Origin of the sequence: Methanoculleus frigidifontis (genome assembly GCF_030464345.1) — an archaeon.
Lineage (GTDB): Archaea > Halobacteriota > Methanomicrobia > Methanomicrobiales > Methanoculleaceae > Methanoculleus_A > Methanoculleus_A frigidifontis.
On record NZ_VCYH01000003.1, the window covers coordinates 160,370 to 186,155 of the forward strand.

Annotated in this window: 29 protein-coding genes; 11 read left to right on the top strand and 18 right to left on the bottom strand. The window is 61.3% G+C overall.

Features of this window, described 5'->3' with window-relative positions:
- Window position 1 precedes the first annotated feature (1 nt).
- The 4 genes from FGU65_RS05610 to FGU65_RS05625 are packed head-to-tail and all read right to left on the bottom strand — an operon-like array spanning window position 2 to window position 2,273.
- The gene (locus FGU65_RS05610) at window positions 2–337 is read right to left on the bottom strand and encodes a cupin domain-containing protein (RefSeq protein ID WP_301663444.1); all 336 of its coding nucleotides are present in this window, start codon (window positions 335–337) and stop codon (window positions 2–4) included.
- Window positions 338–360: 23 nt separating this feature from the next.
- Window positions 361–1,143: a 4Fe-4S binding protein gene (locus tag FGU65_RS05615; RefSeq protein ID WP_301663445.1), complete on the bottom strand. Its 783-nt coding sequence runs from the start codon at window positions 1,141–1,143 to the stop codon at window positions 361–363.
- Between the two features lie 4 nt (window positions 1,144–1,147).
- Entirely contained in the window at window positions 1,148–1,486 is a 339-nt protein-coding gene (locus tag FGU65_RS05620; protein WP_301663446.1) for a cupin domain-containing protein, read from the bottom strand.
- Between the two features lie 7 nt (window positions 1,487–1,493).
- The gene (locus FGU65_RS05625; protein ID WP_301663447.1) at window positions 1,494–2,273 is read right to left on the bottom strand and encodes a DUF2115 domain-containing protein; all 780 of its coding nucleotides are present in this window, start codon (window positions 2,271–2,273) and stop codon (window positions 1,494–1,496) included.
- A gap of 80 nt (window positions 2,274–2,353) precedes the next feature.
- On the opposite strand from FGU65_RS05625, the gene FGU65_RS05630 reads away from it, so the two are divergent.
- The gene (locus tag FGU65_RS05630) at window positions 2,354–3,166 is read left to right on the top strand and encodes a TrmB family transcriptional regulator (protein WP_301663448.1); all 813 of its coding nucleotides are present in this window, start codon (window positions 2,354–2,356) and stop codon (window positions 3,164–3,166) included.
- 3 nt (window positions 3,167–3,169) lie between these two features.
- Here the strand turns inward: FGU65_RS05630 and FGU65_RS05635 are convergent, their stop codons facing one another.
- From FGU65_RS05635 to FGU65_RS05645, 3 genes are all read right to left on the bottom strand, one after another.
- Window positions 3,170–3,865 (bottom strand): ferredoxin-like domain-containing protein, encoded by a 696-nt coding sequence (locus FGU65_RS05635; protein WP_301663449.1) that lies wholly within the window; start codon window positions 3,863–3,865, stop codon window positions 3,170–3,172.
- Window positions 3,866–4,000: 135 nt separating this feature from the next.
- Entirely contained in the window at window positions 4,001–5,251 is a 1,251-nt protein-coding gene (locus FGU65_RS05640; RefSeq protein ID WP_301663450.1) for a transporter substrate-binding domain-containing protein, read from the bottom strand.
- A 190-nt stretch (window positions 5,252–5,441) separates the two neighbouring features.
- On the bottom strand, window positions 5,442–5,846 hold the full coding sequence (locus FGU65_RS05645) for a toast rack family protein (protein WP_301663451.1): 405 nt from the start codon (window positions 5,844–5,846) through the stop codon (window positions 5,442–5,444).
- Between the two features lie 357 nt (window positions 5,847–6,203).
- Here FGU65_RS05645 and FGU65_RS05650 point away from each other — a divergent pair, with 357 nt between their 5' ends.
- The 3 genes from FGU65_RS05650 to FGU65_RS05660 all read left to right on the top strand — a co-directional run bounded on the left by FGU65_RS05650 (window position 6,204) and on the right by FGU65_RS05660 (window position 9,143).
- A complete protein-coding gene (locus FGU65_RS05650) occupies window positions 6,204–6,344 on the top strand; it encodes a hypothetical protein (RefSeq protein WP_301663452.1) in 141 nt (46 codons plus the stop codon).
- A gap of 623 nt (window positions 6,345–6,967) precedes the next feature.
- The gene (locus FGU65_RS05655; protein ID WP_301663453.1) at window positions 6,968–7,186 is read left to right on the top strand and encodes a hypothetical protein; all 219 of its coding nucleotides are present in this window, start codon (window positions 6,968–6,970) and stop codon (window positions 7,184–7,186) included.
- Between the two features lie 538 nt (window positions 7,187–7,724).
- A complete protein-coding gene (locus FGU65_RS05660; RefSeq protein WP_301663454.1) occupies window positions 7,725–9,143 on the top strand; it encodes an MFS transporter in 1,419 nt (472 codons plus the stop codon).
- 383 nt (window positions 9,144–9,526) lie between these two features.
- Here FGU65_RS05660 and FGU65_RS05665 read toward each other — a convergent pair whose 3' ends face one another.
- The 7 genes from FGU65_RS05665 to FGU65_RS05695 form a co-directional block, all read right to left on the bottom strand.
- Window positions 9,527–12,304 carry an MGH1-like glycoside hydrolase domain-containing protein gene (locus tag FGU65_RS05665; RefSeq protein ID WP_301663455.1) on the bottom strand — a complete coding sequence of 926 codons (2,778 nt, stop codon included), beginning with the start codon at window positions 12,302–12,304 and terminating at the stop codon, window positions 9,527–9,529.
- Between the two features lie 225 nt (window positions 12,305–12,529).
- Window positions 12,530–13,210 (bottom strand): TMEM175 family protein, encoded by a 681-nt coding sequence (locus FGU65_RS05670; RefSeq protein WP_301663456.1) that lies wholly within the window; start codon window positions 13,208–13,210, stop codon window positions 12,530–12,532.
- A gap of 100 nt (window positions 13,211–13,310) precedes the next feature.
- Entirely contained in the window at window positions 13,311–13,874 is a 564-nt protein-coding gene (locus tag FGU65_RS05675) for a DUF1269 domain-containing protein (RefSeq protein ID WP_301663457.1), read from the bottom strand.
- A 322-nt stretch (window positions 13,875–14,196) separates the two neighbouring features.
- Window positions 14,197–14,736 (bottom strand): LURP-one-related/scramblase family protein, encoded by a 540-nt coding sequence (locus tag FGU65_RS05680; RefSeq protein ID WP_301663458.1) that lies wholly within the window; start codon window positions 14,734–14,736, stop codon window positions 14,197–14,199.
- Window positions 14,737–15,556: 820 nt separating this feature from the next.
- A complete protein-coding gene (locus FGU65_RS05685; protein ID WP_301663459.1) occupies window positions 15,557–15,913 on the bottom strand; it encodes a DUF5518 domain-containing protein in 357 nt (118 codons plus the stop codon).
- Window positions 15,914–16,091: 178 nt separating this feature from the next.
- Window positions 16,092–16,508, bottom strand: a complete 417-nt coding sequence (locus tag FGU65_RS05690) for a hypothetical protein (protein ID WP_301663460.1) — start codon at window positions 16,506–16,508, stop codon at window positions 16,092–16,094.
- 171 nt (window positions 16,509–16,679) lie between these two features.
- The gene (locus tag FGU65_RS05695) at window positions 16,680–17,231 is read right to left on the bottom strand and encodes an HdeD family acid-resistance protein (RefSeq protein WP_301663461.1); all 552 of its coding nucleotides are present in this window, start codon (window positions 17,229–17,231) and stop codon (window positions 16,680–16,682) included.
- A gap of 185 nt (window positions 17,232–17,416) precedes the next feature.
- On the opposite strand from FGU65_RS05695, the gene FGU65_RS05700 reads away from it, so the two are divergent.
- Window positions 17,417–17,956 (top strand): small multi-drug export protein, encoded by a 540-nt coding sequence (locus FGU65_RS05700; protein WP_301663462.1) that lies wholly within the window; start codon window positions 17,417–17,419, stop codon window positions 17,954–17,956.
- Here FGU65_RS05700 and FGU65_RS05705 read toward each other — a convergent pair.
- The gene (locus FGU65_RS05705; protein WP_301663463.1) at window positions 17,940–18,308 is read right to left on the bottom strand and encodes an IS110 family transposase; all 369 of its coding nucleotides are present in this window, start codon (window positions 18,306–18,308) and stop codon (window positions 17,940–17,942) included. The two genes, FGU65_RS05700 and FGU65_RS05705, sit on opposite strands and share 17 nt — an antisense overlap.
- A gap of 321 nt (window positions 18,309–18,629) precedes the next feature.
- Here FGU65_RS05705 and FGU65_RS05710 point away from each other — a divergent pair, with 321 nt between their 5' ends.
- The 3 genes from FGU65_RS05710 to FGU65_RS05720 are packed head-to-tail and all read left to right on the top strand — an operon-like array spanning window position 18,630 to window position 19,639.
- A complete protein-coding gene (locus FGU65_RS05710; protein ID WP_301663464.1) occupies window positions 18,630–19,082 on the top strand; it encodes a DUF6325 family protein in 453 nt (150 codons plus the stop codon).
- Window positions 19,083–19,084: 2 nt separating this feature from the next.
- Entirely contained in the window at window positions 19,085–19,309 is a 225-nt protein-coding gene (locus tag FGU65_RS05715; protein ID WP_301663465.1) for an SHOCT domain-containing protein, read from the top strand.
- A 39-nt stretch (window positions 19,310–19,348) separates the two neighbouring features.
- Complete coding sequence (locus FGU65_RS05720; RefSeq protein WP_301663466.1) at window positions 19,349–19,639, top strand: hypothetical protein; 291 nt, start codon at window positions 19,349–19,351, stop codon at window positions 19,637–19,639.
- A gap of 184 nt (window positions 19,640–19,823) precedes the next feature.
- On the opposite strand, the gene FGU65_RS05725 is transcribed toward FGU65_RS05720, so the two are convergent.
- Window positions 19,824–21,653 carry a glycoside hydrolase family 15 protein gene (locus tag FGU65_RS05725; RefSeq protein ID WP_301663467.1) on the bottom strand — a complete coding sequence of 610 codons (1,830 nt, stop codon included), beginning with the start codon at window positions 21,651–21,653 and terminating at the stop codon, window positions 19,824–19,826.
- Window positions 21,650–21,889, bottom strand: a complete 240-nt coding sequence (locus FGU65_RS05730; protein ID WP_301663468.1) for a hypothetical protein — start codon at window positions 21,887–21,889, stop codon at window positions 21,650–21,652. The genes FGU65_RS05725 and FGU65_RS05730 overlap by 4 nt, the downstream gene beginning before the upstream one ends.
- Window positions 21,890–22,097: 208 nt before the next feature.
- Here FGU65_RS05730 and gnd point away from each other — a divergent pair, with 208 nt between their 5' ends.
- A complete protein-coding gene (gene gnd, locus FGU65_RS05735; protein WP_301663624.1) occupies window positions 22,098–23,048 on the top strand; it encodes a phosphogluconate dehydrogenase (NAD(+)-dependent, decarboxylating) in 951 nt (316 codons plus the stop codon).
- A 98-nt stretch (window positions 23,049–23,146) separates the two neighbouring features.
- Here the strand turns inward: gnd and FGU65_RS05740 are convergent, their stop codons facing one another.
- Window positions 23,147–23,926 carry an SDR family oxidoreductase gene (locus FGU65_RS05740; protein ID WP_301663469.1) on the bottom strand — a complete coding sequence of 260 codons (780 nt, stop codon included), beginning with the start codon at window positions 23,924–23,926 and terminating at the stop codon, window positions 23,147–23,149.
- A 77-nt stretch (window positions 23,927–24,003) separates the two neighbouring features.
- On the opposite strand from FGU65_RS05740, the gene FGU65_RS05745 reads away from it, so the two are divergent.
- Both FGU65_RS05745 and FGU65_RS05750 read left to right on the top strand, forming a co-directional pair.
- The gene (locus FGU65_RS05745; protein WP_301663470.1) at window positions 24,004–24,234 is read left to right on the top strand and encodes a hypothetical protein; all 231 of its coding nucleotides are present in this window, start codon (window positions 24,004–24,006) and stop codon (window positions 24,232–24,234) included.
- 852 nt (window positions 24,235–25,086) lie between these two features.
- A complete protein-coding gene (locus FGU65_RS05750; protein WP_301663471.1) occupies window positions 25,087–25,746 on the top strand; it encodes an FmdE family protein in 660 nt (219 codons plus the stop codon).
- Window positions 25,747–25,786 lie beyond the last annotated feature (40 nt).

The following is a 25,786-nucleotide window of genomic DNA, read 5'->3' on the forward strand; positions in this document are numbered from 1 at the left end:
TCTACTCCCGGATCATCACGAGCGACATCTTGAACCGGGTGATGGCGGAGAGCGCGTGGGGGACGTTCGCCGGGAAGATGATCGTCTCGCCCTCGCCCATCCGGTGCGTCTCCCCCGCCACCCAGACCTCGCACTCGCCGTCCAGGATCGTTACGACCGCATCGTACGGTGCCGTGTGCTCGCTCAGCCCCTCGTCCTCGTCGAAGGAGAAGAGCGTGATGCTCCCCGACGGTTTGTTGATGATCATCCGGCTCGCCACCGTTCCGTCCTGGTAGGCGACAAGGTCGCCGAGCCGGAGAACCTTTCCCCGGATTTCATTCCGCTTCTCTTCTGACATACTGTTTCGTCTCTCTTTTTCCTCTATATCTCTTTCTGCTCCTTTCCATACAGAAGCGCTCCGTCCACCGGGCAGTTCTCGGTACACCGCCCGCAGAGATAGCACTCTGCCTTTGCATCCCCAATCTTCGCCTCGTCGACCGGACAGACGCGCTCGCACTTTCCGCAGTTGATACAGGCATCGGTCCGCCGGATCTTCGTGCGGCTCCTGGCGGCCGCGAGCGCGAGCAGCAGGCCGTAGGGGCAGACGAACCGGCAGAATGGGCGATAGACGACGGTGGAGAGGAGGACTAGCCCGAGGAAGACGAAGAACGATACGCTCGAGGCTGCGAGGAAGAAGAAGTCCCGAAATCCGAGGAGAGCGAGCAGGTTTGCCGACAGACTGAAACCGGCGGCGAGGAAGACGAGGAAGAATCCCGCCCTGACGGTCGAAGAGAACCTCCCGGCCGCTCTGCCGCGTTTTACGACCGGTGCCAGGAACGCGAGCTCCTGCACGGCTCCGGCAGGGCAGACCGCACTGCAGAAGACCCTGCCGAACCCGAGGGCGACGGCGATGAAGAGCGCCAGCCCTGCGACCGCCAGGGGCAGAGGAGCTCCGAGCGCCGCCATATCGCGGAGGACGATGAGCTGGAACTGGTAGGGAGCGACGGGGGTAAAGATAACGAACCCGAACAGGGCAGAGACGGCGAGGACGGGCAGGACTCGCCGCCGCGAGAACCGCTGCGAGCGCCAGAGGGCGATGAGGATACCGGTGGCGGCGACGGCATAGATGAGCCCGATGACCTTCGGGACGGCTTCGACGACCATGCTCTCAGAGCAGCCTTGTTCCGCTCGTCGGTCGCGGAACCTTCACGACCAGCACCCGGAACGGCCGGTCGCTCTCGTTGATCCAGCGGTGCGCGATCTCCGCCGGGCTCTCGACCAGGCAGTCTGCACCGACCCGGCTCCGCTCATCCCCGATCTCGACGACGCCCGTCCCTTCCAGGACGTAGAAGAAGACGTCCACCGGGGTGATGTGCTTCTTCAGAGCCTCGCCGGGCTGCAGGGTGATCACCACCGCCGTCGCGTGCTCGGTGTCGTAGACCTTCCGGGCATCGACGTTGTGCGGGCTCTGGCTGACGGGTTCCTTCATGACATCAATAATCTTCATACGTATCTCATCCCTTGTAGTTCGTCCAGTAGTTTGCCAGGCACTCGCGCCGCCGCCGCTCCTCCCGGCGTGCCCGCATCTCCGGGTAGGTCGGCTCGGTGCTCTGCACCGCCGGGCAGTAGGGGCAGAGGGCGAACGAGACGTCGTCCGCCATCTCCCTGACCGGGCAGAGGTAGGTCCCCTCCCATTCGTCGACGATCTGGCCGCCCGGGAACGGGGTGCCGACGGGGTGCGCCGGCTCCTCCAGCACGAAGATAGTGAACCCGGCGAGGAGGTACTTCAGGTAGAGGAACTTCGGATCTTTCTCTTTCGCTTTCGCGCTGCAGGCCTCAGCGACCATCCGGCAGTATGCGGGCAGCGCCGGAGCCGGCGGGTCGCTCATGGCGGTGGCGGCCCCGCTCCGGGAGAGGACGAGGAGGCGGTGGTGCGCTGAAAATATCTGCTGTCTGACCGCCTCGAGGAGCCGGGTGCGATACTCGTCCGGCAGGCCTTCGACCTTCGCTTCGAACCCGGCGTACATCAGTTCGAGGTCGCGGAGGCTGCACTCCTCCACCTCCCGGGCAAGCAGCTGGAGGAGGTCCCCCTTCGTCCGGACATCCTGCATCCGGCGGCAGGATGCGGCGATCCGTCTGGCAGAGGCTGCAGCAGGGTGTGCCTCGCCGCCGGCGTCCTCCGCGAAGGGATCGATCAGAAGGGTGCGGACCTCGGCCGAAGCGGCGCCGGCCGGCCGGCGCCGATCTCCGCCGATACGCCTGACGATGCGTGCAAGAAGGTGGTGCAGATCCATGGCTTCACCCGGGAGAAGAATCGTAGAGGTACTCTGCCCTGCGATTGTTTAAATATGTTGTAACTGAAAGAGTAACAGTAGTGGATGACCTGATCCGGAACCTGACGACCCTCGGGCTGAAAGAGTACGAAGCACGGGTGTACGCCGCTCTCGTCGGCATCGGCGAGGGGACCGCACGCCAGATCCATGAAGCCAGCGATGTGCCCCGGCCCCGTGTCTACGACATCGTCGAAGGTCTTGTGAACCGGGGTTTTGTCAGTGTGCAGCGGGGAAACCCGCATGTCTACATCCCGGTCGAACCCGCAGTTTTCGTCCACCAGCTCAAGAGCAGCATGGAACAGGCAGCGGTCGATGCGGTGCACGACCTCGAAAACCTCTCCCTCGATGCCCGGTCGAAGCACTCGCCGATCTGGTATGTGCAGGGCGAGTGGAGCATCCTCCGCCATGTCGAGTCGCTTGTCGCCGGCGTCTCGCGGGAACTTGCCGTCGTCTGTATGGACTACGAGCGGATCGGTGAGTTCGCCCGGCTGCTCGCCGACGCGTCGGCAGTCCACCCGGTCAGCATTCTCCTCCCAAGCGGCAAGCGGGGGATCGGCCGCATGCTCGGCAACGCGTCGCTCCACGTGCCGACGGCGTTCTGCGATTTCTTCCAGGAGCACATCTTCCAGAAGATCTACCAGGGGCCTATCGCCGTCGACGGGTCATCGTTTCTGCTCGAGTACCTCTTCCTCGCCGATGACCGCGTCTGCCTGATCGTCTACACCCAGAACGGAGTGCGAAACGCCGTGGTGATCACGCTCCCCTTCATCACCTGCGTCCAGAAGCAGTACGTGAACAAGATGATCGCCCACGCGGAACGTATCGACGCTGCCGGGAAAAAAGAAGCGGAATAGGCCTTATTCTGAACGGGTCTCTTCGACCGGGACGTACGGGGCGAAGGCAAGGACGTCTTTTCTGATTGCGTCGAGACCGACCCGCTCGACGAATCGCGCCGTCCGCTCTCCCGGCCTGCCGTGGTCGCGGTAGTACTCGAGCAGGCGCCTGACGAGATCCCTGGCCTCGTCATCGGAGAGATCTTTCGCCATCACGTCGCCGATCCGGGGGCGTCCGCCGGAATTGCCGCCGATGATCACGGTCCAGCCTTTCGCAGTCCCGACAACACCGATATCGCGGAGGTAGCTCTCCCCACAGCAGCGCGGGCAGCCGGAGATCCCCATCTTGAGTTTGGCGGGGAGGTTCATGGTCTGGTACATCTCCTCGAGTCCGAGGCCGAGCCCGAGGGAGTCCTGTTTGCCGTACCTGCAGACCACGGTTCCGGGGCATGCCTGCACGTAATGCACGCAGGGTGCGGTCGCCTGCCCCACCGTCATGCCGAGTTCGTTCCAGATATTCTCGACATCCTCCTCTTTGATCCCGACAAGAACCATCCGCTGCCCGGATGTCATTTTGATGACCGGGATCTCGTAGCGCCGGACGACTTTGACGATATTCTCCAGGTCTTCGGGGCTGACAATGCCGGCCGGTGTCCGGGGTACGATCGCGTAGGTCGCTCTGTCGCGCTGGATGATTGCGCCTCTGGGTCCGTTTTCCATTGGTATCTCACCTCACGTGTGGCGCAGCGTGCGCCACAGACGAAAACCGGTTCAGCGGCGAGAGGGAAAAAAGTGTTGTAACTTTCCGGGTTACAAAACCGGTTCGGGAGGTGGCCCGAGCCTGCCCGCTCCCGGTCAGGCCTGCTGTGGTGCTGAGGGCGTGTACATCCCGCTGATCACGATGTACCGGTTGTCATCGCTCCCTTCGACGAGCCGGAAGTAGGCTGATTTGCAATAGATCCCGTTCTTCTCCGGGATCATCCAGATATAGTCCACCCAGCCGGTTCTCTCTGCAAGAGCTCTTTCTGTGATCTGGTCGCGGAACGGTGTGCCGGCGATATCGGTCTTCCCCTTCATGTTCACGCCGATCAGCCGCGGGTTGTCCGCCTCGGCCACGATGGTTGTGTTGGTATCGTACACAAAGACATAGAGCGCCCGGTTGTTCTCGTCCCAGTACGGGTGCTCCCCTGCGTTGATCCGCGCCAGGGTTCCGGGTGTGTCCGCTTCGAGAGCCTCCGCCGTGAGGTTCACCAGCCCTGTCACCTGGTCTGCCGCGACGGGCGGATCGGAGAGGCACGAAACCCCGATATACCGGTACACGATCCGCTGGTACGCCGTCACCCCGGTGGCATCGGGCTCGTGGCGAAGGGTGTCCAGCGCTGCCTGAAATGTCTCGACGACCGAGTCGGGAGTGTCCTTGTTAAAGGCGTAGTAGAGATCCCGCGTGTCGAGTGTAGAGACGACCTCGAAGTATCCGGCGTCGCCGGTCACCTCCCTGGTGAAGTGCCGGCCGGCGAGGTCGCCGTAACACCAGAGATCGATGGCGCCTTCCTGCATGAGCGCGATGAGCGCCGGCACGTCCTTTGCGCTGACGAGGTTTGAGGGGTTCACGCCGAGCGCCAGGAGCTCGGAAGCGGCGGCGTCGTCCTGCACCACCCCGATCCGGTACTTGGTCAGGTCGCCGGGCTCTGCGATCTCGATACTGCTGCCGGGGTCTGCGAAGATCACCTGCCGCTCGGAACCGAGCGGCCCCGCCCATTTGAAGAGGTTCTCCCGCTCCGGGAGCCGGACGGTGGCGAAGAGAACCGTATTGTTCTGCGAAAGAGCGGCCCTGTAGGCGTCTGACCAGGGCAGCACCCGGATATCTTCGGCAGAGATTGTGCCGCCGGTCTCCCGGAACGCTTCCAGAAGCAGGTCTACCGCGATCCCCTGTGCCGTTCCGTTCTCCACATAATTGTAGGGCGGGTAGTCCTCGGTTACGAGGACCAGATCTTCGGAGACTTCTTCACTCTCGCCGACGCTCGACGTGGCCGGGGACAAACACCCCGGAACGAGACACGCGAGCACCACCATGCCCAGAACGAGCACTGCACCGATGGGTTTCATGCTCCACCAACCTGATGAAGTCTTCGGTCTCCTCCTATTTGAATGCCCCAATTTTATTTCCGGGGTTTCCAGGTTGCCCCTCGACCCGGGCGCTGGCTGCCGTCTGTGAACAGAACGGTAATCCGGGATTGCAGCTCCTGTCAGGAGACTTTTTAAAGAGAACGCGAACGGGATGAGCCTTTGGGTATATTCAGGTCCGCGTGCGTATCGCCTCTCGCTCACCTGCTTTCGGCCGTGAGCGGAGCAGCACATTCTCTGTTACCACCTGAACGCGGAGATCGGTCAGGTTCAGGCCTCCCGGATAGAGCCTGGCGTTGCCGCCACCGAGCTTCACTTCCAGGGACAGCGGAATACAGGGGCTCATCTCCAGGTTCCAGGTATACTGGCGCCCGCCGCTGACGTCCGGAACCGCTGTCGGCTGCCGGATGGTAAGCCGGCCGGTGCCCATGAGCAGAGCATGGATAGAATCCGCCCCGGTCCGATCGTCGGTTTCGTCCGTTGCCTCCGGTGGGGCGCCCTGAAGCGACCCGCTGATCGCGATCAGGAGAAGAATTGCCAGCATCAGCCACCCCGGGAGATCCACATCCTGCCGCATGAAATCGAACGTTGAGTTTACCCATAGCTGATAAGGGTATCCGACGGTGGGCGGGGAGGGGTGAGCGATCCGTCCTCTCGCGCCTCCTTTGGCACAATAGAGTATTCTTCGAACGCTGTGGCCGTGCAAAACTCTTGAGAACTGCGACGGATTGCCTGTGCTCGTACGCTTGTCGTATGGGCATACAACGCTACCGCCCCCACCGCATGCCGGCACGAAACTGTCTTATGCTCGGACGATCATCTTGGGTGTCCCGATGCTTTCATGCCGCCCGCAAAGGTGGCGATGTGCAGAGATTGAATGCCGCTTAAACGCACGTTAATCGGCAAAAAAGCGCAAAAAAACAGAGGTTTTGACATGAACAAATCACTTGAAAGACGGTTCGCAGAGCTGGAACGAGAGGAGAAGCAGAAACCGAAGATCACCCTCTGCGGACCTGTGGGACGCGACGGCGCACCGGATACGAACAGATCGGACCCGGGGGGCGAAGCGCTCTGACGGACGCACCCCCGGGCGGCGGTTGCTCTCCGCCCGGTGCTTGCATAACCTGCCCGGGTCTGCTCGGAGTTGCCGGAAGGTTGTACTCATGCAAAGATTCTGGAATACCGTGGAGATTGGTACGGCCGTGATCGTGTAATCTCGAGAAAATCGTTTCTTTGCAAGGTTGGGACGCGAAGAACTGAAATTATGCTGCGGGCGATTTCTCCCGATTGGGGGCCAATGAGATCTCCGATTGAATTTTTGCCCGCTTTGCTAACTTGGAATGTGTCGTCAAAAAAAGAAAAATTTTGTGCGCGCACGATCATAGCTTCATCCTTCTCGTTTTGTGCCTGCTTTCACCGATACGACTGCTCCACATCGAATTTTTCGCGCCACCGATCTGCTGCTGCAACCACCGCCGCCTGACCTCGATCGCAGGACTCGCCGCAACAGCCGCACGACCCCGCTTCGCTCCACTGTGCGGCACTGAAGACGCACTCCTGCACAGGCGGTCGGTGCACACGGTTGATCGCACCGGCGGAGGGTGTAGAACAATGTCGGAAACGGCGAAAGTAGAGAGGTTGGCGCCCCTGGCTTCAAACAACGGCGCGACCCGTGCTCGTATAGAGCAAGAGATTGTTTTGGACGAACGCATTCACCACCTTTTCGATGGGGTGGCGGACGAGATTGCGGAGGCGGCCGAACTCGAGTGGCAGGCGCGATGGCTGAACGCCCGGGCAAAGCAACTCCACGATACGGCGGAAGGGATCAAGCGGCACTACGCGGAGCGGGTGCACCGCGACGGGCTTGCGGCCTGCACCCGCCGGGCCGAAATGATGGATGCGGTGGAGGGACTCTGATGCCGGCGATCTGCGACGGCTGCGGCGCCGAGGTCCCGGACGAGTTTGTCTCTTTCAAAGCAGCGGCCCCTCACAGACTCTGCTCTTTCAAAGACTGCTTGAGGGTTCGTCCGAAGAACAGGCGCTAAAGAGGATAGTCACGGAGACGTGCAACGCGATTGGTCACCGGAGAGGCAGGGAATGAAGAAACCGTCCTCGGCGCAGGGGTTGGTCGGGGTTTGCGGTGTGCCCTCGCGGTACGTATCTCCATACCCTGCACACATCCACGCGCCCGGCTCATCCGTCACGGTGGAAAACATCACAGAGGGCCGAGGACACCTGCGGTAACGTCAGGATACAGCTCGAAATGCCACGTAGGTCTTTCATTTTTCCTGAACGAAGGATGCGCTCTCCGCCACCATGCCGGCAGATACATTCATATTAACTTTGTCCATTTGAGTCTTTACTCCGGGGGGGTACCAGGGTTATGGACACCACATCCGATCAGGCTCCTGTAGCATCGGCGGGACAGCCACAGGGTTTCCTCCTCCCGCTTGCGATGGCGCAGTTCATCTGCAGCTACGCCGCCTCGAACATGAACGTGGCCATAAGCGACATTGCCGCCGACCTGGGGACGACGGTAAGCGGCGTCCAGGTAACCATCACCGTTTTCACACTCACCATGGCGGCCCTGATGATCCCCGGCAGCAAATTGACCGATATCCTGGGTCGTACGTACCTGTTCAGGCGAGGCCTCATTATTTACGGTGTGGGAGCAACGCTAGCGGCAGCGTCGCCCGGACTCGGGATCCTGATACTCGGCTATTCCCTCCTCGAAGGCATCGGGACCGCGCTATTGATCCCGCCCGTGTATATCCTCGCCACAATTTTTTCTCCCGACCTTACCTCGCGTGCCCGCAATTTCGGTGCGATCAGTGCGGCGGGCGGCATCGGGGCGGCAACAGGTCCGCTGGTCGGGGGTATCATCACCACGGGGATCAGCTGGCGCGCCGCCTTTCTCGTTCAAACGCTCGTTGTAATCATCATCATCATTATGAGCAGGCGAATCGTTGATCCGGGTGTGCAGGGCAAGAAGCCCCGTTTCGACACTGTCGGAGCCATTCTGTCGGCGGCCGGACTGTTCTTCATCGTCATCGGCATCCTGCAAGCCTCGACGTATGGCTGGTTCAGGGCCACGCAGGATTTTGTTATCGGTAATACCGTCGTTATCCCGCAAGGCGGCATCTCACCGGTCTGGCTGTTTGTCTTCATCGGAATGCTCTTACTGGTCGGGTTCTTCTGGCATATCCGATCCCGGGAACGGTCGGGCAAGGAGCCATTATTGCACACCAGGCTGTTCCGTAACCGCGTGGCCAACCTCGGCCTCATCACACAGAACATCCAGTGGCTGGTCCTGCTCGGCCTCTCCTTTGTGATCTCCGTCTATGTGCAGACGGTGCGGGGCGCAACCGCGATCGAGACCGGTCTGATCCTTACGCCGACCACGATCGGCGTTTTGCTCTCCTCGCTGGCTGCGGGCAGGCTGGCGCAACGGCGCTCCCAGCCGATACTAATCCGGGTGGGCTTTGTCGTGACGGTAGCCGGCGTGTTCCTCCTGCTGGCGCTGGTACGAGAGACCTCCAGCGTCTTTACCTTTGTGCCGGGCCTCTTTCTGGTCGGTGTGGGCGTCGGGGTCATGCTGACATCCTCGGTCAACGTCGTACAGTCCCTCTTTCCCGAGAAGGATCAGGGGGAGATATCGGGCCTGTCACGCGCCGTCTCAAACCTGGGCTCCTCGCTCGGCGTCGCCATCGCAGGTACCGTCATCGTAGCCAGCCTTGCCGTGCCGAACGCGGGTTATGCCCTGGCCCTGATTGTTCTCGTAGTGTTTGCGGTGATCGGTCTTGCGGCCGCAATGTTGATGCCCGCGGGCCTGGTGCCGGAAGCCCGGGAGCCCGAACCCAATCCGACGGATTGACGGTTTGCCGAACCCCTCCTTTTTTTACCAGCCGTCGCCCCATCCAGGTTCCAAAAGAGGCGAGATCCTGCGGTGTACTGGAGCGCAGCTCGTCGATCGTGCAGGGTTTCAAAAAATTGGCCGAAGATGTCCGTTCCGTTGCCATCGATCACCGCGCCTCTGCAAGGAGCGGTTGGATCTCCGAAAGCAGTGGGTTCTCACTGCTCCTGCTCTTTCAGAGAATGCCTGAGCGTTCGTCCCGGGAAAAGGAGCTGGAGATGGGAGGAAGATCGCCACCGAGACCTACATCGCAGTTGCCGCCGGGGGCAGGAAAGGGGAGAGATGTCTCCCTCTTCCGGGCGGCCAAAGATGCATGGAGAGGGTCTGCAGGAGGTGGTCTCCACTTACCGAACGACCTCCTCGGCTCCTATTCCAGGCTCCAGTTTGGGGGAAGCAGCCTCCTTCCTGTAGACGAGCTTCCGCGGCTCTGCACCGAGGATCTGTTCGGGGCGCAAATATCCATACAACTGAATAATCCGGGCGACGAGCCCCGTCCACCCGGTCTGGTGGCTGGCGCCGATGCCTGCCCCGTTGTCCCCGTGGAAGTATTCGTAGAAGAGAGGGTAATCGCGCCAGTGGGGGTCGTCCTGGAACTTCCGGACGTAGCCGAGCACAGGTCGGCGGCCGCTCTCATCGCGGAGGAATATCCTCGTCAGGCGTTGTGAAATCTCCTCGCTCACCTGGTAGAGATTCATCCGGTTCCCGGACCCTGTCGGGCATTCGACGGTAAAATCGTCTCCGTAGTAGGCGTACAGGTTGAGCAGCGCCCGTATCAGCATGATATTCATCGGGAACCATATCGGTCCCCGCCAGTTGGAGTTCCCGCCGAACATCGCCGTATTGGAGTCCGCCGGCAGGTACTGCACCCGGTACTCATGGCCGTCCTGGTAGAAGACGTAGGGATTGTCCAGGTGTGCGCGGGAGAGGGATCGAATCCCGTACTCGCTTAAAAATTCGTTCTCATCCAGCATTCGTGACAGGACCCTGCGCAATCTCTCCTCGTCGAGCAGTGAAAGGAGCAATCGTCCTCCGACGCCGGGCTTACGGAGGCTCGAGATGGTGGAGGTCATACGCGTATGGTACTGCCCGAACCATCGCGCCCGCTCTATGAACTCCGGCATATGCTCTATCATCTCCCGGGAAAAGACCGTGCTCGCGGCGAGCGGTAGCAGCCCCACCAGGGACCGCACCTTCAGCCGCGTTGCGCTGCCGTCGGGAAGGCGGAGGAGGTCGTAGTAGAAGCCGTCCTCTTCGTCCCACATCCCCTCCTGGTGCTCGCCGATGTTGTTCATGGCCGATGCTATCCAGACGAAGTGCTCGAAGAATTTGATTGCGAGATCCTGGTAGATCGGATCGTGAACGGCGAGTTCCGAGGCGATCTCGAGCATAGTCTGGGCAAAGAGGGCCATCCACGCCGTCCCGTCGGCCTGCTCGAGGTAACCTCCTGTGGGCAGCGGTGCGCTGCGGTCGAAGACCCCGATATTGTCCAGGCCGAGGAAACCCCCCTCGAAGACGTTCTGCCCGGTGCGGTCTTTGCGGTTCACCCACCAGGTGAAGTTCATCAGGAGTTTCTGGAATATCTTTCCCAGGAACTGCACATCCCCTTTGCCGAAAATCTCCTTCTCTGTGCGGTATATGAAGAGGGACGCCCACGCATGCACGGGAGGATTGACGTCGCTGAAGTTCCATTCGTAGGCCGGGATCTGGCCGTTCGGATGAAGATACCGCTCGCGCAGCATCAGGTCGAGCTGGTTTTTGGCAAATTCGGGGTCCACCATGGCAAGGGCGACGGTATGAAACGCCAGATCCCATGCGGCGTACCAGGGATACTCCCACTTGTCGGGCATGGAGATGATATCCGCGTTCACCATGTGGAACCATGAACTGTTCCGGACGGGCTGCTGCCGGCCGGCTTCGGCACTCGAACCGTGCTCCTCGAGCCAGCGATCGACCTCGTAGAGGTAGTACTGCTTCGACCAGAGCATCCCGGCAAGCGCCTGGCGCATCACCTGCGCCTCATCCGGACTGACGGGAGGGGTGATGTTATCGTAGAATTCATCCGCCTCCCGCTGCCGCTGTGAGAACGTAGCCTCAAAGGGGCTCCCGAATAGACGGGTTTCATGAGAGGTCGGCGGTACTCCGTTCAGCCGCAACCGCACTCGTTGCATCTCCCCCGGGCCGAGGGTGAGCCGGTAGTGGGCACACGCCTTGGTCCCGGTTCCCTCGGGGTTCACGGCGTCGCTCTGCCCCTCGATGATATAGTCATTGATGCCGTCTTTTGCGAACGGCGAGGCGTTCGGCGTTCCGAAGAGGCGTTCTGTGTTGGTCTCGTTCTCGGTGAAGAGAAGCGGGGGTTCACCTTCGCAGGAGAGGTAGCGTTCGCCCAGGACAGGATGGCTGGCTGCGATCACGCTGGTTCCCGGAGGGCCTTCCGCCTTCTTCAGGAGAGGCTTCTCCCCGCCGCCTCCCTGCCACCAGGTGTTGCGGAACCAGAGGGTGGGCAGCAGATGGAGGGACGCTTCCTCCGGGCCGCGGTTATGGACGGTGATCTGCACCAGGATATCCTCGGGAGAGTCCTTGGCGTACTCCACGAAGACGTCGAAGTACCGGTCGCCGTCAAAGATGCCGGTATCGATCAGCTCGTACTCCAGTTCGTCCCGGCTGCGCTGCCGGTTCGTGGCGACCAGATCGTTGTACGGGAACGCTGCCTGCGGATACTTGTACAGGCACTTCATGTACGCGTGCGTCGGGGTGTTGTCGAGGTAGTAGTAATACTCCTTCACGTCCTCCCCGTGGTTCCCCTCGGCATTGGACAGGCCGAAGAGCCGCTCCTTGAGGATGGGATCGGCACCGTTCCAGAGGGCGAGCGCAAAGCAGAGCGCTTGAGAATCGTCCGAAATGCCCGCAAGCCCGTCTTCCCCCCATCGGTAGGCGCGGGACCGTGCCTGGTCGTGGGGAAAGTAGGCCCAGGCGTCACCGTCATCGCTGTAGTCCTCCCGCACCGTTCCCCATTGCCGTTCGCTCAGGTAGGGTCCCCATCTGCGCCAGGGCATGCTGCCGGTATAGGCTTCGAGCAGCCGTCGTCCCTCTGCTACATTGGGCACAAATTCTACGGGTGTCATGGACGAGATTGGTTATCTGACCGCTAATATATTTATCTCCGAATTTCATTCCGAGTGGCTTGAATAGCGCCATGCAGATTCCAGAGCCTTTTGAAACGACTCGAGCAGAATAGTGTTCCCGCAGAAGAACCGGCATCAGGAACCGTCCGGAGGTCACGGGGTTGCCCAAAAGCCTGTTAGCCGGATAACGGCATACGTGGGATGCCTCTCCTCCTGTTCCGGTTCTCACTCTCCTTGCTTCTCCAGAGAATGTTTGAGCGTTCTTCCATAGAACAGGGGTTGGAGAATGAAGTAGAAAGCTACCAAGACGTATATCGCGATTGCCACACGGGGCAGGATCAGCGCGAGCAGCACGCCGACTCCATCGAGCATGATACCGTACAGCCGCCGGTGCTCCATGATCCGGAGATCCTCTTCTGCGAGGCCGTCGACGAGGAGCTCCGGGCGCCGGGCAAGGTAGCGCATGATCCGATCGAGCATGAATGATGCGAAGAGCAGATCCAGCCCGTAGATGAAGACCGACAGCCGGGAACCAGGTCCGACGAGATGCTTGGCCATCAGGCTCGTGGAGAACGGGAGCAGGGAGACGAAGAAGAGCATCACGAGCGTCATCCGGAACGTAACGCCGTCTTCATGCTCCGTCAGCCGGGTGATGGACGAGTGGGTGATCCAGAACCCGCCGATAAACACGAAACTGATGACATAGGCGAGGAAATCGGGCCACGCTTCGAGAAGCGCCCACAGCAGGTCATCGGTGGCTTCCGGCACGGGGAGTTCGAGGACGAGCAGCGTGATGACGATCGCGAAGACCCCGTCGGCAAATGCACGCAGCCTATCGGCGGGGAGAAAGGCGGTCAGGCGGTTTTCACCGGACCTCTTCGGGCTATCATCACTGCGGGACGCCACCACCCCTCACCTGCACGCTGGCATGAATCATGCACGCACTCCTCCCCGTATCAAAGAGGTACTGCTGCTCACGCGAAAGCACGCCGTTCCCGGCACCGACTCATCGTGCCGGGGCAGCCATCGGTTTCTTCTGCTCCTGTGTATCGACCGCTTCGACCGCTTCACGAAGCGCCGCACCGGCCTCCACGAGGGCTTCCGTCGTGACCATGCCCTGAGCGATGAGGAATCCGTTTGCATCGCGGAGCGCCTGCTTGAGGTCCTTCGCCCAGAGGTGCTCGATGAGGAAGACCGCGGCGGCGGTGTCGTTCGGGATGTCGTCCGCGATTCTCTTGACGTCCTCCTCGGTCATCCCGAAAGTCTGCTGGGCAGCCGCCATGGTGCCCACCTCGGCACCGGTCTGTGCTCCCTCCGCTCCGCCGGCCCCAAAGCCGATGAGCGCCCCGACCACGGCGCCGAAACGCTCCCGCTCCATGTCGTCGAGTTGTGTCGCCTCCATGCCGCTGACGTTGCCGTCCGCATCCTTGTACACGAACCTGAGATCGATCAGCCTGACGACACCCTTCTCCATCGCCGAGCCGAGCGCCTGCCGGATCTGGCCGTGGAAGTCCGGGTTCTCGAATCCGATGACCAGGAGTTGCATCGGTCCATACACTACTTCTGCCATTTTGTATACCCCCTTGATGCTATTGCCTGCCCGCGCACCGTGATCCGTTGCCCCCGTGCCGACGAGTCAGAGAGCAGAATGCCTCTGCCTGCAATATTCACGCCTCTCGGGCAGTGCGCAGACCGGCAGCGGGTTCGAACCATGATGGGGCGTTAAATATAAAATATTATGTATATAATCCAATTGCGCCCGAATATTCGGATAATCCCTGATTTTGGAGCCATTCCTCTTCAATCAGGCTCCGTGCCCTCCGGCATTCCCGCCCTGCCGCCCCGATGGACCCGTTGATTCTCCATCGCTCGCTCCCTTCTCCCGTTGCGGCCTAATCGTGTGACATCTGGTCGATCGCCGCCGCAATGGCGAGGACGAGCGCGTCGTCGTGCCCCGGCTCCACCTCGACGCCGTAGGTATCCCGGATCCGGAACCATTTCTTTGAGACCTCCGCACCTCGATCCCGCCGCCCGGCGTCAATATGGTACTCGTGGTCGAGGATGTTCCCCTGCACCTCCCAGTCCTCCTCACCGGGGATACTCACCGTCCAGCGGTCACGGAGCGGCGCGATCAGCGCCTTCTTGATCGTCGCTGCTGTCCCGCCCTCGCTCTTCTCGATCTCCATGGTGTCCTTGATCCGGAGCATCCGCTCCTGGATCTTGTAGAGATCCTGCCCCTCCCGGTTCTGAATCACCAGGGTATTCCGGACGCGGAGCGCTTTGCCGTCCACCTTGAACGCCCGCTCTCCCGCTGCATCCTCGATCCAGAAGTCGTCCCCGATGGAGACGAGTTTCTCGCGCATCTTATACCGGTGTGCGCCGGCGGCCTCTTCACGGCTCTGCGGACCGCCCTCCGCTCTTCTTCGCATCATTCTCTCTACTTCATGGCCTTGGTTCAGTCATTCTCTGTCGTTTGTCAAGGCCACACCAAAATGCATTCAAATATATATTAATTAGCACATGTTTCTAATTAAACGGGGCACCGGTGGTGTTTGCCGTGCTATTGCCCGCCGATGGGGAGACTGAAGATGTCGGCGACGCCGGTGAAGACGACGGAAAATGTCCACGACTGGTTGCACCACACAACCCTGCTATAGTGTATAACCGGACAGGTGCGGCGTGCTTGGAAGGGAGGAGCGATGGACAAGGAAAGCGATCTTCCCGCGTGCCGGCAATGGAGAGCTGGTATCCTGCTCGAACGGCTTGCGCTGCACAAATGTTATATTCGATGTCGGATACGGGCACCCCTTACACCCATGCGAAAGGGGGTGATAGTGTTGAGAAAAGCGATTGTGGTAGTCTTGCTGCTTATTGCAGCAGCAGTCTTCGTGACCGGATGTGTCCAACCGCAACCCACAGAGGAGACGCCGGCGACGACGCCTTCGGAGACGGAACCTGGTGGAATGGCACCTGAAGCAACAATGCCTGAACTGACCTCTCCTGCCGGGCTGCCGGCCACGGAACTGCCCACAGGGCCTACCAGCCCGACCTGAAACCACACATTTTTCTCTTTCACGGACGTGCTGCTCGCCCGCAGCATTTTTATCGCCGGCCGATCTGAGGATCACCCGCCTTCCTCCTCCCTCGATCCAGAAAAGGAAAGGTCATGGATAAGAGGATCATGCCCTGCCTCCGATGCGCTCGACCATATGCCGCGGAAGGAATTGATCTCCCTCCGGCGGCTCCCCGCATTCACCGCCCCTTCAGGGCACCTCCCAGCACCCCTCCCAGGTAGCCGACGAAGCCGAGGAGCGGGAAGAGCATCAGGGTGATGAGGAGCGTCGATCCGAGGAAGCGAAGGAGGGCGAGATCGCTTGGAGCGGCCTGGATGCCCAGCACCGTGAGGTACACCGCCAGGACGAGTGCGTCTAAGAGGCCGGTGTAGACGCCCGCTTTCCCTCCGGTCTTCTTTCCTCCCGCAGCGATCCAGCCCGCAACAATACCGCCGACGAACGCACCGCCGATCGCTATCAGGACGTTAATGATGAGCGCGGCAATGAGCCCGACGATCACCCCGACCCAGAAGGTCCGTGGGTCTCCTTTTACCATAGACTGCATCTCCCGATTTTCCGCCCGGATCCGGTTGAATGCCGTTGCGGGAACAGAATGCGAATGCCCACAATGAGATATAAAGGTGCGGCCATGACATGTGCATCCGGCGGGTATGAAAACCGGCACCCGCCGGTTTTCTCCTCCGCTTGTTGCTGCAGACCAATTCCTGCGGCGCTCACTGCTGCGGGCAGTTCAGCTCCGCACTGAGGTTCTGCCGTGCATCGCGGACGGCCTGCACTTCAGGGCGGACGGTCTGGATGGCTTCGACGACGCTCGCATCGTCGGGAAGGTTCTGCACGGTCTGGTCGAGGTTGTCGTACGCCGCGTTGAGTTCGTCGACCCGGACGTCACCGAGCTGGGCAGCAGAGTTCCTGACATTCTCCATGGCAGACTGGACCTCATCACGTGCATCCCGAATATCTCCCACAGACGAACTTGCGTTGAGGTCCTGCATGTTCTGGAGCGCTGCTCCGAGTTCATCAAGGTCCTGGCAGAGCTGCGCCTGCGCCTCTTCCTCGGTCGGCTGGACGCACCCTGCAGCGGCACAGACCAGGATCAGGACTCCGGCGACCAAAAACATCCACGTTTTCATATCTGTCTCCCGAGCAGAACGGCAATTACTGCTCGAGGGAAATAATAGAAGACACTATATAAAAATAACGGAATGCACGGGACTGATGCTCCGCCCGTCAGGCGAGGAGCGCCCTCCATCTGCAGAAATGGAAAAGAGGGGAGATGAACGCCCCTCGCCTCCGGTTCCCCGTCACCCCGGCATCCGGAACGTCAGGACGATCGCCGCAATGCCGCCGATAATCGCGAGCACTGCGAGGAACAGCACCAGGCCGGCGGCGGCGATGAGCGGGTTTGCGATCAGGATCAGCCCGAAGATGATGCTGAGGATGCCGAGTATCCCGGTCCCCCACCCGCCGCCGGAAAACCCCTGCACCAGGTAGACCGCCCCGATGATCAGACCCTCCACGCCGATGAATATGGCAAAGATGGTCGGGACGAGGATTGCGCTGTAGAAGGGATAGGCCAGCACGAGGATTCCTGCAAGGATGCCGAGGATACTGACCAGGAGTTTCCAGCCCCGTCCGGTTGTATCGGTAAAAATGCTGATGAACACGGCGATACCGTTGAACAACCAGTAGAAGCCGAGGAACGTGATGAGGAGCGTCAGCGTCTGAATGGGGTAGACGAAGAAGAGAAGACCGAAGAGGAGCGCGATAATGCCGAGCAGCAGCACGAGCCAGCGGGGCGGAGCGGCAACGGCGCCGGTCTCGGGAGAGCCGGCACTGAATGGTACGTTAGCCATGACAACACCAGGGAAAGGGTTCAGTACCACTATAAGAATGTATCTGCTCTGCAGCGAACGGGATGTCGGGACCTGCGTGCACTGTCCGGAATACCCCGGAGCATCCGGAATGCTTTTATACTCAGTCGGTTTTCTCCCCTACCTGTGAAGGGAGCGTCCGCCCGGTTCGTGGACGGTAACGGCATATGAACCTCTCGGGAGCAGTCATCTGGCTGCGGCAGGCTGCAGAGGCGCTGGCGTTTATCATGGTACTTTCCGTGCTCCTGCCGCTCCTCTTCGGCTCCGCGGCGGGTATCCCGGCCGGGCGGGTGCTGACGCTGGTCGGTTCCACCGTCATCCTGCAGGCGAACGGCGCATTTACAGGGGCGGGGCTTGGGATGGAGCCCTGGGAGATCCTGGTGATCATGACCCTGGTGGCGCTCGGGGCGGTTCTCGGGATCTTTGCGATCTGCGACACCTTCGCCCTGACTTCGAAGCGGGTTCGCACCTTCCTGGAGAAGGCCGAAAAGAGCATGCAGAAATTTCCCTGGGTATCGAAGTACGGGGCTGTTTCGCTCATCGTTCTCCCTGCACTGCCGGTAATCGGCCTCTACGCCAGCGTCGTGATAGCCTGGATTCTCCGGTGGAACCGATTCGAATCGGTTCTCTTCATCACCATCGGTTGGATTGGGGCGGTTATCTTTGTCCTCCTGCTCGCCTTTGGGTTTATCAGTCTCGTCTTTTGAGGGGTGCGGCATCGGCGCCGCGGCGTGGCGGCCGTCGTCCGGGCAGGGGCGTTTGGTTAAGCAATACCACCTTGGCGATCCAGGCGGCATCGACTTTGTCTGTCTTCTTGTGGGAGAGCGCCTTGATCTCCCGGGCATTCCCGACGATCACCGGGATTTCCCCCGCAAACAGGTCGTAGACCTGCACCCGGTAGTCGCTGGTGGATTCGCAGGCCACAACCTCGCAGCCGTGATAGAGAACCCGGTCCTTCAGGGCAAACAGATCAGCCTGCGTCCGGCTGAACTGCTGTTCCACCGTTGTGCCGTCCTGATCGGTAACAGCAGCGAGGATGAACGTTTTGTGGCTATCCAAACCCACAGGCTTTTTCTCTCATACGTCATCACACTCGGGTGTGGACAGAGGAACTGCCTCGAAGGTTACTTTCGCGTCCGTGTTCGCAGACACAGTATGACCCTGGCAAAATGCGTTAGTTTGGGACGCAGGATCCGGATCCTAAAATCTCTTCAACCTCCCCTGCCCACGTCCTCTGCTCAGGCTGCACCAAGAAGAGTGTTGTCATCGGTCGAGCCTGTGGCCGAGACGCCTCATGGCCGTTTGGGATGAACGTATCAGAACAGGGGTTCCAAACCATTATATATCCATGCGGATATGCCCCCAACAAAGGTGATGAGTATGGCAGAAACTGTTGGCAGAGTCATGGGTCCCGTGGACTTCCTTATCGTGAAGTTTCCCGGGAACAAATTCAGTGGGAAGATTGCCCCGGAGCTCGCCCGCCTGGAACAGAACGGTATCATTCGCGTGATGGACTTCGTCTTTGTCATGAAGGACGAGACAGGGAAACTGGTGAATGTCGAGACCGATAGTCTGGAGGGAGAGGTGGGCGCTGCCTATCGCGAGGTGGCCCGTCGCACGGACGAATGGTTCACCGAGGACGATATCGAGGCCTTCACGGAGAATCTCCCAAAGAACAGCTCGGGGCTGCTCCTGCTCGTCGAGAACCTCTGGGCCATCCGGTTCAAGGAGGCGTTGATGGACGCGGATGTCGAACTGGTCGAGATGGGAAGGATTCCACCGGAGACGATTGCGAAAGTTAAGGTGTCAGTGAAGGCAGCACCGGGGGCCTAAAGATGAGAGGAAGAGGGTTGGCGCTCGCTGCAGGGTACCGGATGGGGCAGCGGCAGGCGGAGGAACAGAGGGCACCGGAAGAGGCATACAGGCAGCAGCCTGCGCAGGCGGCTGCGCCGCCCAAGGAGGACGTCATCGCACAGATCGAAAAACTGTCCGAGCTGCACCAGTCAGGCGCCCTGACCGACGAGGAGTACGCGGCCGCGAAGAGGAAGCTCCTGGAATAATCTCGTCAAACCCGTCCCGGCTCCGGTTCCTCGGTACCGATGGGCGGCACCATCGCTTCGTCGTATAGAGGCGCCTACCAGCCGGTGCTCCTGCCGGTGAACGCGACCGTCTCGATCCCACTCACCGTGGTGCAAAACGGCGACGCCAACGAGGACAACCGGGTTTCGCTCTACGGCGCCGTCTATACTGCCCGGCATACCATCGGGCTGGAGGGTTGCCCGATGACGGAGAGCACCGGCGAGGTTTCCGGTGATGGGGAACTGTCAATCCACGATGCGATGTATCTCGCAAAGCACGTGCTGGCGATTCACGGTTTTGAGCTGCATTGATGAAACACCATCTCTTTTTCTCTTCACCAACCCGAAAACCGTATCTCTGACCTGTCCCGTGTCCTGTGCGCCCTGCTCCTAGCTTCCGGTGTGCCGTCGGGCGATCTTCCGCACTCGCGCCGCTCGCTTCGGAACAACCGCCCGGTTCGTCGCAGTGTGTGGGATCGCCGCCGCCCTCCCCCTCTTACCGGGCGGCAACCGCGACCGGTTCCGCCCGTCCCCGTTTCTCCTCCCCGGCATGATCGATCGCCCAGGCTGCAAGCACGTGCGAAAGATGCGTCAGCGCCTGCGGGAAGTTGCCGAGCATCACCCGGCCGACCCCGTCGATCTCCTCCGAAAAGAGCCCGAGCGGGCTTGCCGCCCGATAGGCCCGTGCATACCAGTCCCGGGCGCTGCCGAGGTCTCCCTGGTTCGCCTTCACCGTCGCCATCCAGAAGCACGCCGGGAGGAACGCGCCTTCGCGGCCCGGCAGGTTGTCGTCGATGATGTAGCGCTGCAGGTAGCCCTCCTCATCGAGGGTCTCCTCGATATAGCGGACCGTGCCGGCGAACCGCTCGTGGTCGTAGTCGGTCACCCCGACGATCGGGAAGAGGAGCATTGCCACATCCGCATCGATGCGCTCCGTCATCTGGGTGTATGCCCCGATCTCCTCGCTGTAGCCTTCGGTGTTCACGTACTCCCAGATCTCGTCCCGGGCCTGCTCCCAGCGTTCCAGGGGTGCGGGAAATCCGTTCTCGGCCGCGATCTCGATCCCCCGCCGGACCGCCATGTAGGCCATCGCTTTTGAGAATACCTGCTGGTAGTTCTCGCCCCGGATCTCCCAGATTCCGGCGTCGGGCCGCCGCCAGTTCGCGCAGACCCAGTCGACGAGCCGGCGGAGCGCCTCCCATATCGCGGGGCCTTCGAATCCCCGCATCAGGTGCGGCGCCCGGTGAAAGCAGAGCATCACCTCGCCGTAGGTGTCGAGCTGGAACTGGTTGCCCGCCCCGTTCCCGACGTGGACGGGACGGGAGTGGCGGTAGCCCTCCGCATGATCGAGGTCGCGCTCCGCGACCTCCCGTCCGTGATCGACGGTGTAGAGGGGCTGGAGCCGTTCGGGAGGATCGCGCCGGAGGAGCGTTGCCAGCCACCGCCGGAACGCATCGGCCTCCTCGGTATACCCCGTCGACTCGAACGCCATCACCACGAAGACCCCGTCGCGGAGCCAGACGTAGCGGTAGTCCCAGTTCCGCTCCCCGCCCGGCTGTTCGGGGAGCCCGAGCGTGGGGGCGGCGACGAAGGTGCCGGCTGGCTGGTACTGGATCAGTTTGAGCGAGAGGAGGCTGCGGAGGACGTCGCCACGGTGCTCGCCGGCATACGTGCAGCGGCCCGACCACTCCCGCCAGTACGCCCGGGTTGCCGTGAGGAGGCGCTCGGCATACCCGCGGGGATCGGGGCACTTTGCCCCGTCGCCGTAGGCGAGGACGAAGGCGTGGACGTCGCCGTCTCTGAACCGGTTCGTCGCGTCGGCCCGCCCGTCCCCGAGCTCCATCGGCGCCGTCGCAAAGAGCCGGAGGGTTTCGCCGTCGCCACGGGCAACGATACCCTCCCCGTCCTGCTCCAGCGTCGGCAGCACCTCGCCGTACCGGAATGCCGGAGCGAACGTGGCGGTGACGTCGATAGGAAGGCCGCTCGAGGAGACCAGCCGGATCAGGAGGGGAGCCCCGTTCCGCGGGTAGGGCATGAACGTCGTGACCCGGACGGTGGCGTCGGCCGTCCCGAGGTCAGAGACGAGAATGTTCGTCCCCTCCTCGTAGTACGAGGCTATCTTGTGGTGCACGGGAAGCCCGGTCGCGAAGTAGCCGCCGTTTGGGGCGTCGATGAGACGGGCAAAGACGGCCGGGGCGTCGAACCGCTCCGGGCACCACCACTCTACGACCCCTTCGTCGGTGACGAGCGCAGCGGTCTGCCCGTCCCCGACGATGCCGATCTGGGAAAGGTCGGGATACGGCGTCAGCGTGAGTGGCCGGATCATACCTCCTGTCCCCTGCTCTGCATCAGCCCGCCGTCGACGGAGACCGTGGTGCCGGGTTCGTCGGCCACCCGGCGAAAGAGGTCTTCGACGCTCCCCGGGTCTTTCTGCTCGCGATCAGTAGGGACACTTGTCGCAGCATCTGCACCTCTCCAGGCGGACGCCACCGTGCTCGCATACCCGATACCGGAGCCCGGTCCGGTGACAGCTGCACCTTCACCTTCCAATCTTCCGGCCATAGTATCACCTGGTGGGCTCTGGAAACCCGATCGCACTTAAAAGTATGTGCGGAAGGCCGCCTTCAAGAATCCAAAACGCGGCGAGGAGCGGGAGTTTGAAGATTGAGACGCAGCACCCGGGCTCCGGCGACGTACTCCCGGATCGGGGCGCATGTCCGACCGGTATATTAATCACCGCTCCTCGCCACCCGGGCAGACGGTGACCGACATGGCAGGAAGCGATCTGCAGCTCGGGATCGTCGGGCTCGGCAAGATGGGAGGAAACCTCGCACTGCAGGCCGTCGAGAGGGGAATCGACGTCGTGGGAACCGCTCACCACAAAAAACCGGATCTCGAAGAGCAGGGAGTGACATTTGCTGAGAATTACCGGGATTTTGCAGCGTATCTCAAACCCCCGCGGGTGGTCTATCTCTCCGTCCCGGCTGGCCCGCCGGTTGACGACGTTCTTGCGGAGCTGCTGCCGCACCTCGGCGTCGGCGACGTGGTGATGGACGGCGGCAACTCGTTCTACCTCGATTCCATGGCACGGGAGAAGGAGTGTGCGGAGAGGGGCATCCTCTTCCTCGACTGCGGCACGAGCGGCGGATACACGGGCGCCCGGCACGGGGCGTGCTTCATGGTCGGCGGGCCGGAAGAGGGCTACCGGATCGCAGAACCCGTCCTCAGACGGCTCGCGGTTCCTGAAGGGCTGGTGCACACCGGAAAGCCCGGGAGCGGCCACTTCGTCAAACTCGTCCACAACGGGATCGAGTTCGGGATGCTCCAGGCGATCGGCGAAGGCGTCTCGCTGATGCGGGGCTGCGGGCAGTTTGACCTCGATCTCCGCGCAATCTTCCACAACTGGGCGCACGGGTCGGTGATCCGGAGCTGGCTCGTCGAGCTGATGGAGCAGGGGCTCGGTGAGCGGAGCATCGAATCCATCGAGAGTTACGTTGAAGACACCGGCGAGGTGAACTGGCTCGTGGAGAGCGCCATCCAGTGGGAGATACCTATCCCGGCCACGACGATCGCGATCATGGAGCTCTTCGAGTCCCGGGAGAAGGACAGCGACACCCATCGAGCGATCGCGCTCATGCGGCACGGCTTCGGCGGCCACCCCTTCGGCAAAGACGAGCATATTGCAGAGGAGCGGCGGGTGAGCCGTATCACGAAGATATGAGGGATTGCCTGCGGGAAGGTGCCGGCCACACCGCTGCGCCCGTCACGGATGATGCCGATCCGGCCCTGCCAGGGTACCGGGGAGCGTGAGCGGCCGGATCATGCCCCCTGTCCCTGGTTCTGCATCAGCCCGCCGTCGACGTAGACCGTGGTGCCGTGGATGTAGTCCGCCTCTCGTGATGCGAGGAAGACCGCTACTTTCGCGATCTCCTCCGGCTCGGCCGCCCGTTTCTGGGGTATCGAAGCTACCTGTTCCCTGAGGATCTCCGGGTCGTCGATCGCAGGCTGGTTGAACGGCGTCAGCACCATCCCGGGTGCGATGTTCTTGACGGTGATGTTGCTCTCGGCGAGCTCGAGCGCCAGGCACCGGGTGAGGTTCCGGAGAGCGCCTTTGGCCGCACAGTAGCCTGACGCCCCGGCCCGCGGGATCTCCTGGTGGACGCTCGTGATGTTGATGATGGTGCCGTGCAGGTCGCTCCCGGCAAGGCCGCGGATAAACTCCCGGGCGCAGTAAAACGGCCCATACAGGTTCGTCCGGATCTCGTCGTCCCAGTCTTCGAGCGGCATATCCCCGACGTGCTTGCCGGTAGAGTCGATCCCGGCGTCGTTGACGAGGATCGTCGGCGTGCCGAGTTCTTCGGCCACCCGGCGGAAGAGGTCCTCGACGCTTTTCGGGTCTCTCTGGTCGAGATTCACGAGCAGGGCACGGCGGCCGAGGTCGCCGACCTCCTTTGCCGTTCTCTCCGCTCCTGCGACATCCTCGTGGATGGTCACCGCCACATCCGCACCTTCACGGGCGAACGCCACCGCAGTCGCGTGCCCGATCCCGGAGTCCGATCCGGTGACGACGGCTATCTCGCCTTCCAGTCTTCCGGCCATAGAATCACCGGGGGGCATGGACGGTCCGATCGTACTTAAGGATATGTGCGGCGGTGCCGGGCTGAGTCCGTCCGGCAATGGCCTTCGGCTTCGAGCCGCGGAATGAGCATCGCGCCTGCTACGCATCCGCCGAACCGATCATCCCGGGCCGGGAGCTGGAGGCACTTTCCTGTTCCGGCGCACTCATTTCCAGTGACGAATTCGGCGAAGGGAACGCCCGGGGCGTGAGTGCTCCGCAGATGGAGGACACCATCCTGACCTTCCCGCCCTTTGGTCCGTCGATCGACCATACTGCGGGAACGGCCTGAAACGGGTGTTTCGGCCGACCAGACCCCTCCTTTTTTAGAACCGGCGCGGATCGGCCGATTCATCCCGACCGTCGGGCATGCTCGCTCGCTGCCCGGAGGTCCGCATAGTGCTGAAGGTGCCCGGGATATGGGGCTATCGCAATGACTGCTCTCTTCTCGGGAGGAGAGCGGAGCGACCGGAGAGAGCGGGCGGAGGTGGGGTAAACGCACCCGGCCAGGCAGTAGAAGATGTGGCTGGTATGTCGCATTCAAGAAATGGTGCAACGGCCAGAGACAGGAAGGTATTCCACTCCAGGCCGTTTTACGCGGCCTTCTGCAGCGTGAACCGGAAGGCCGCCCCCCTCCTCCGGCCGGCCGGGAATCCGATCCTCGACTCATACTCTGCCGCCGTAGCGCTCGACCACGATCTGACCCCGGGAACGTTCGCTACAATCATAAAAGAACGCCGGTTTACCCGTTTTTCAGGACGGATGAAAGGGTGTCCCGGGCACCGGACAGATCGGGGGGACAGCAACTGCTCGAGCGATCTTCAAGAGGTCTTCGCTCCATAGTTCACGACGAAACGGCGAAGCCTGGAAGAGCAAACGCTGCATGAATTTTCCTTCTGCTCCTGGTCTTACCGTCCGCCCTGCGAACAGGCAGCGATGAGCGTTTGCCGTTCATTGACCGGGCACACTGAAAAATCCGTTGTTTTTTACGTATCGCTCTTGAGCTGGCATCCACTTCGTTTATTCTATTCAATTCGTATGAATGACGCAGAGATTCAATTTCAGCACGTTTATTACGTAGCAACAGCAAAAAAATGTGTAGTAAACAAAAAAATCTGCATTAAAGTAAAAAATATTGTCACGCATGCACGAAGACGTCTCACCAGGCACCGGCAGCGCCGATCAACCCGGTTCTCAGGAACCGGAAATCCTGCCGCTTTCCGAAGTCGCCAGATTTCATGGCCATCTCTGCCCCGGGGTTGCCCTCGGCTATCTGGCTGCAAAAATTGCAATCCGGAAGCTGCGTCCCGACCGGGATATGGACGGGCAGCTCGTAGCAATCGTCGAGAACGGCGGCTGCAGTCTCAACGCGATCCAGGCGGCCGCCGGCTGCACAATGGGCAAAGGTAACCTGATCATCCGGAATCACGGTAAAAACGTCTACACCTTCATCAACAAAGCGACAAACGATGCCGTGCGGCTCTCGGTCAAAGACCGGGAAACGGATGAGGATCCGGTCTTCAAAGCCCTCATGACCAGGGCCGTGGAGGGCACGGCATCCCCGGAGGATATGCAGGAGCTGCAGAGCAGGATGAAGCAACAGGTCGATGCAATGCTGGCCGAACCTCCGGAAACACACTTCGACATACGCCATGTAACGGTCGAGATTCCCAAAAAAAGCCACCTCGCCACATCCGTGAAATGCTCGAAGTGCGGGGAGATGGTTGCCGAATCCCGTGCGCGAGTGCAGAACGGGAGTTTCGTCTGCATCCCGTGTTTTGACGAGCATACCCGCGGCCGGTGAACTGCAGGACGAAAATGCGTGCGACCGGTTCATTCGAAAG

What these genes read in the sequence shown, in the direction of transcription:
- FGU65_RS05695 (WP_301663461.1), bottom strand. Translation starts at nt 17,231, where the DNA reads ATGGCTAACGTACCATTCAGTGCCGGCTCTCCCGAGACCGGCGCCGTT.
- FGU65_RS05665 (WP_301663455.1), bottom strand. Translation starts at nt 12,304, where the DNA reads ATGACACCCGTAGAATTTGTGCCCAATGTAGCAGAGGGACGACGGCTG.
- FGU65_RS05740 (WP_301663469.1), bottom strand. Translation starts at nt 23,926, where the DNA reads ATGGCCGGAAGACTGGAAGGCGAGATAGCCGTCGTCACCGGATCGGAC.
- FGU65_RS05640 (WP_301663450.1), bottom strand. Translation starts at nt 5,251, where the DNA reads ATGAAACCCATCGGTGCAGTGCTCGTTCTGGGCATGGTGGTGCTCGCG.
- FGU65_RS05685 (WP_301663459.1), bottom strand. Translation starts at nt 15,913, where the DNA reads ATGGTAAAAGGAGACCCACGGACCTTCTGGGTCGGGGTGATCGTCGGG.
- FGU65_RS05625 (WP_301663447.1), bottom strand. Translation starts at nt 2,273, where the DNA reads ATGGATCTGCACCACCTTCTTGCACGCATCGTCAGGCGTATCGGCGGA.
- FGU65_RS05615 (WP_301663445.1), bottom strand. Translation starts at nt 1,143, where the DNA reads ATGGTCGTCGAAGCCGTCCCGAAGGTCATCGGGCTCATCTATGCCGTC.
- FGU65_RS05690 (WP_301663460.1), bottom strand. Translation starts at nt 16,508, where the DNA reads ATGAAAACGTGGATGTTTTTGGTCGCCGGAGTCCTGATCCTGGTCTGT.
- FGU65_RS05715 (WP_301663465.1), top strand. Translation starts at nt 19,085, where the DNA reads ATGAGAGGAAGAGGGTTGGCGCTCGCTGCAGGGTACCGGATGGGGCAG.
- FGU65_RS05645 (WP_301663451.1), bottom strand. Translation starts at nt 5,846, where the DNA reads ATGCGGCAGGATGTGGATCTCCCGGGGTGGCTGATGCTGGCAATTCTT.
- FGU65_RS05725 (WP_301663467.1), bottom strand. Translation starts at nt 21,653, where the DNA reads ATGATCCGGCCACTCACGCTGACGCCGTATCCCGACCTTTCCCAGATC.
- FGU65_RS05660 (WP_301663454.1), top strand. Translation starts at nt 7,725, where the DNA reads ATGGCGCAGTTCATCTGCAGCTACGCCGCCTCGAACATGAACGTGGCC.
- FGU65_RS05620 (WP_301663446.1), bottom strand. Translation starts at nt 1,486, where the DNA reads ATGAAGATTATTGATGTCATGAAGGAACCCGTCAGCCAGAGCCCGCAC.
- FGU65_RS05680 (WP_301663458.1), bottom strand. Translation starts at nt 14,736, where the DNA reads ATGATGCGAAGAAGAGCGGAGGGCGGTCCGCAGAGCCGTGAAGAGGCC.
- FGU65_RS05710 (WP_301663464.1), top strand. Translation starts at nt 18,630, where the DNA reads ATGGCAGAAACTGTTGGCAGAGTCATGGGTCCCGTGGACTTCCTTATC.
- FGU65_RS05745 (WP_301663470.1), top strand. Translation starts at nt 24,004, where the DNA reads ATGGCCTTCGGCTTCGAGCCGCGGAATGAGCATCGCGCCTGCTACGCA.
- gnd (WP_301663624.1), top strand. Translation starts at nt 22,098, where the DNA reads ATGGCAGGAAGCGATCTGCAGCTCGGGATCGTCGGGCTCGGCAAGATG.
- FGU65_RS05720 (WP_301663466.1), top strand. Translation starts at nt 19,349, where the DNA reads ATGGGCGGCACCATCGCTTCGTCGTATAGAGGCGCCTACCAGCCGGTG.
- FGU65_RS05635 (WP_301663449.1), bottom strand. Translation starts at nt 3,865, where the DNA reads ATGGAAAACGGACCCAGAGGCGCAATCATCCAGCGCGACAGAGCGACC.
- FGU65_RS05700 (WP_301663462.1), top strand. Translation starts at nt 17,417, where the DNA reads ATGAACCTCTCGGGAGCAGTCATCTGGCTGCGGCAGGCTGCAGAGGCG.
- FGU65_RS05610 (WP_301663444.1), bottom strand. Translation starts at nt 337, where the DNA reads ATGTCAGAAGAGAAGCGGAATGAAATCCGGGGAAAGGTTCTCCGGCTC.
- FGU65_RS05750 (WP_301663471.1), top strand. Translation starts at nt 25,087, where the DNA reads ATGCACGAAGACGTCTCACCAGGCACCGGCAGCGCCGATCAACCCGGT.
- FGU65_RS05675 (WP_301663457.1), bottom strand. Translation starts at nt 13,874, where the DNA reads ATGGCAGAAGTAGTGTATGGACCGATGCAACTCCTGGTCATCGGATTC.
- FGU65_RS05650 (WP_301663452.1), top strand. Translation starts at nt 6,204, where the DNA reads ATGAACAAATCACTTGAAAGACGGTTCGCAGAGCTGGAACGAGAGGAG.
- FGU65_RS05730 (WP_301663468.1), bottom strand. Translation starts at nt 21,889, where the DNA reads ATGGCCGGAAGATTGGAAGGTGAAGGTGCAGCTGTCACCGGACCGGGC.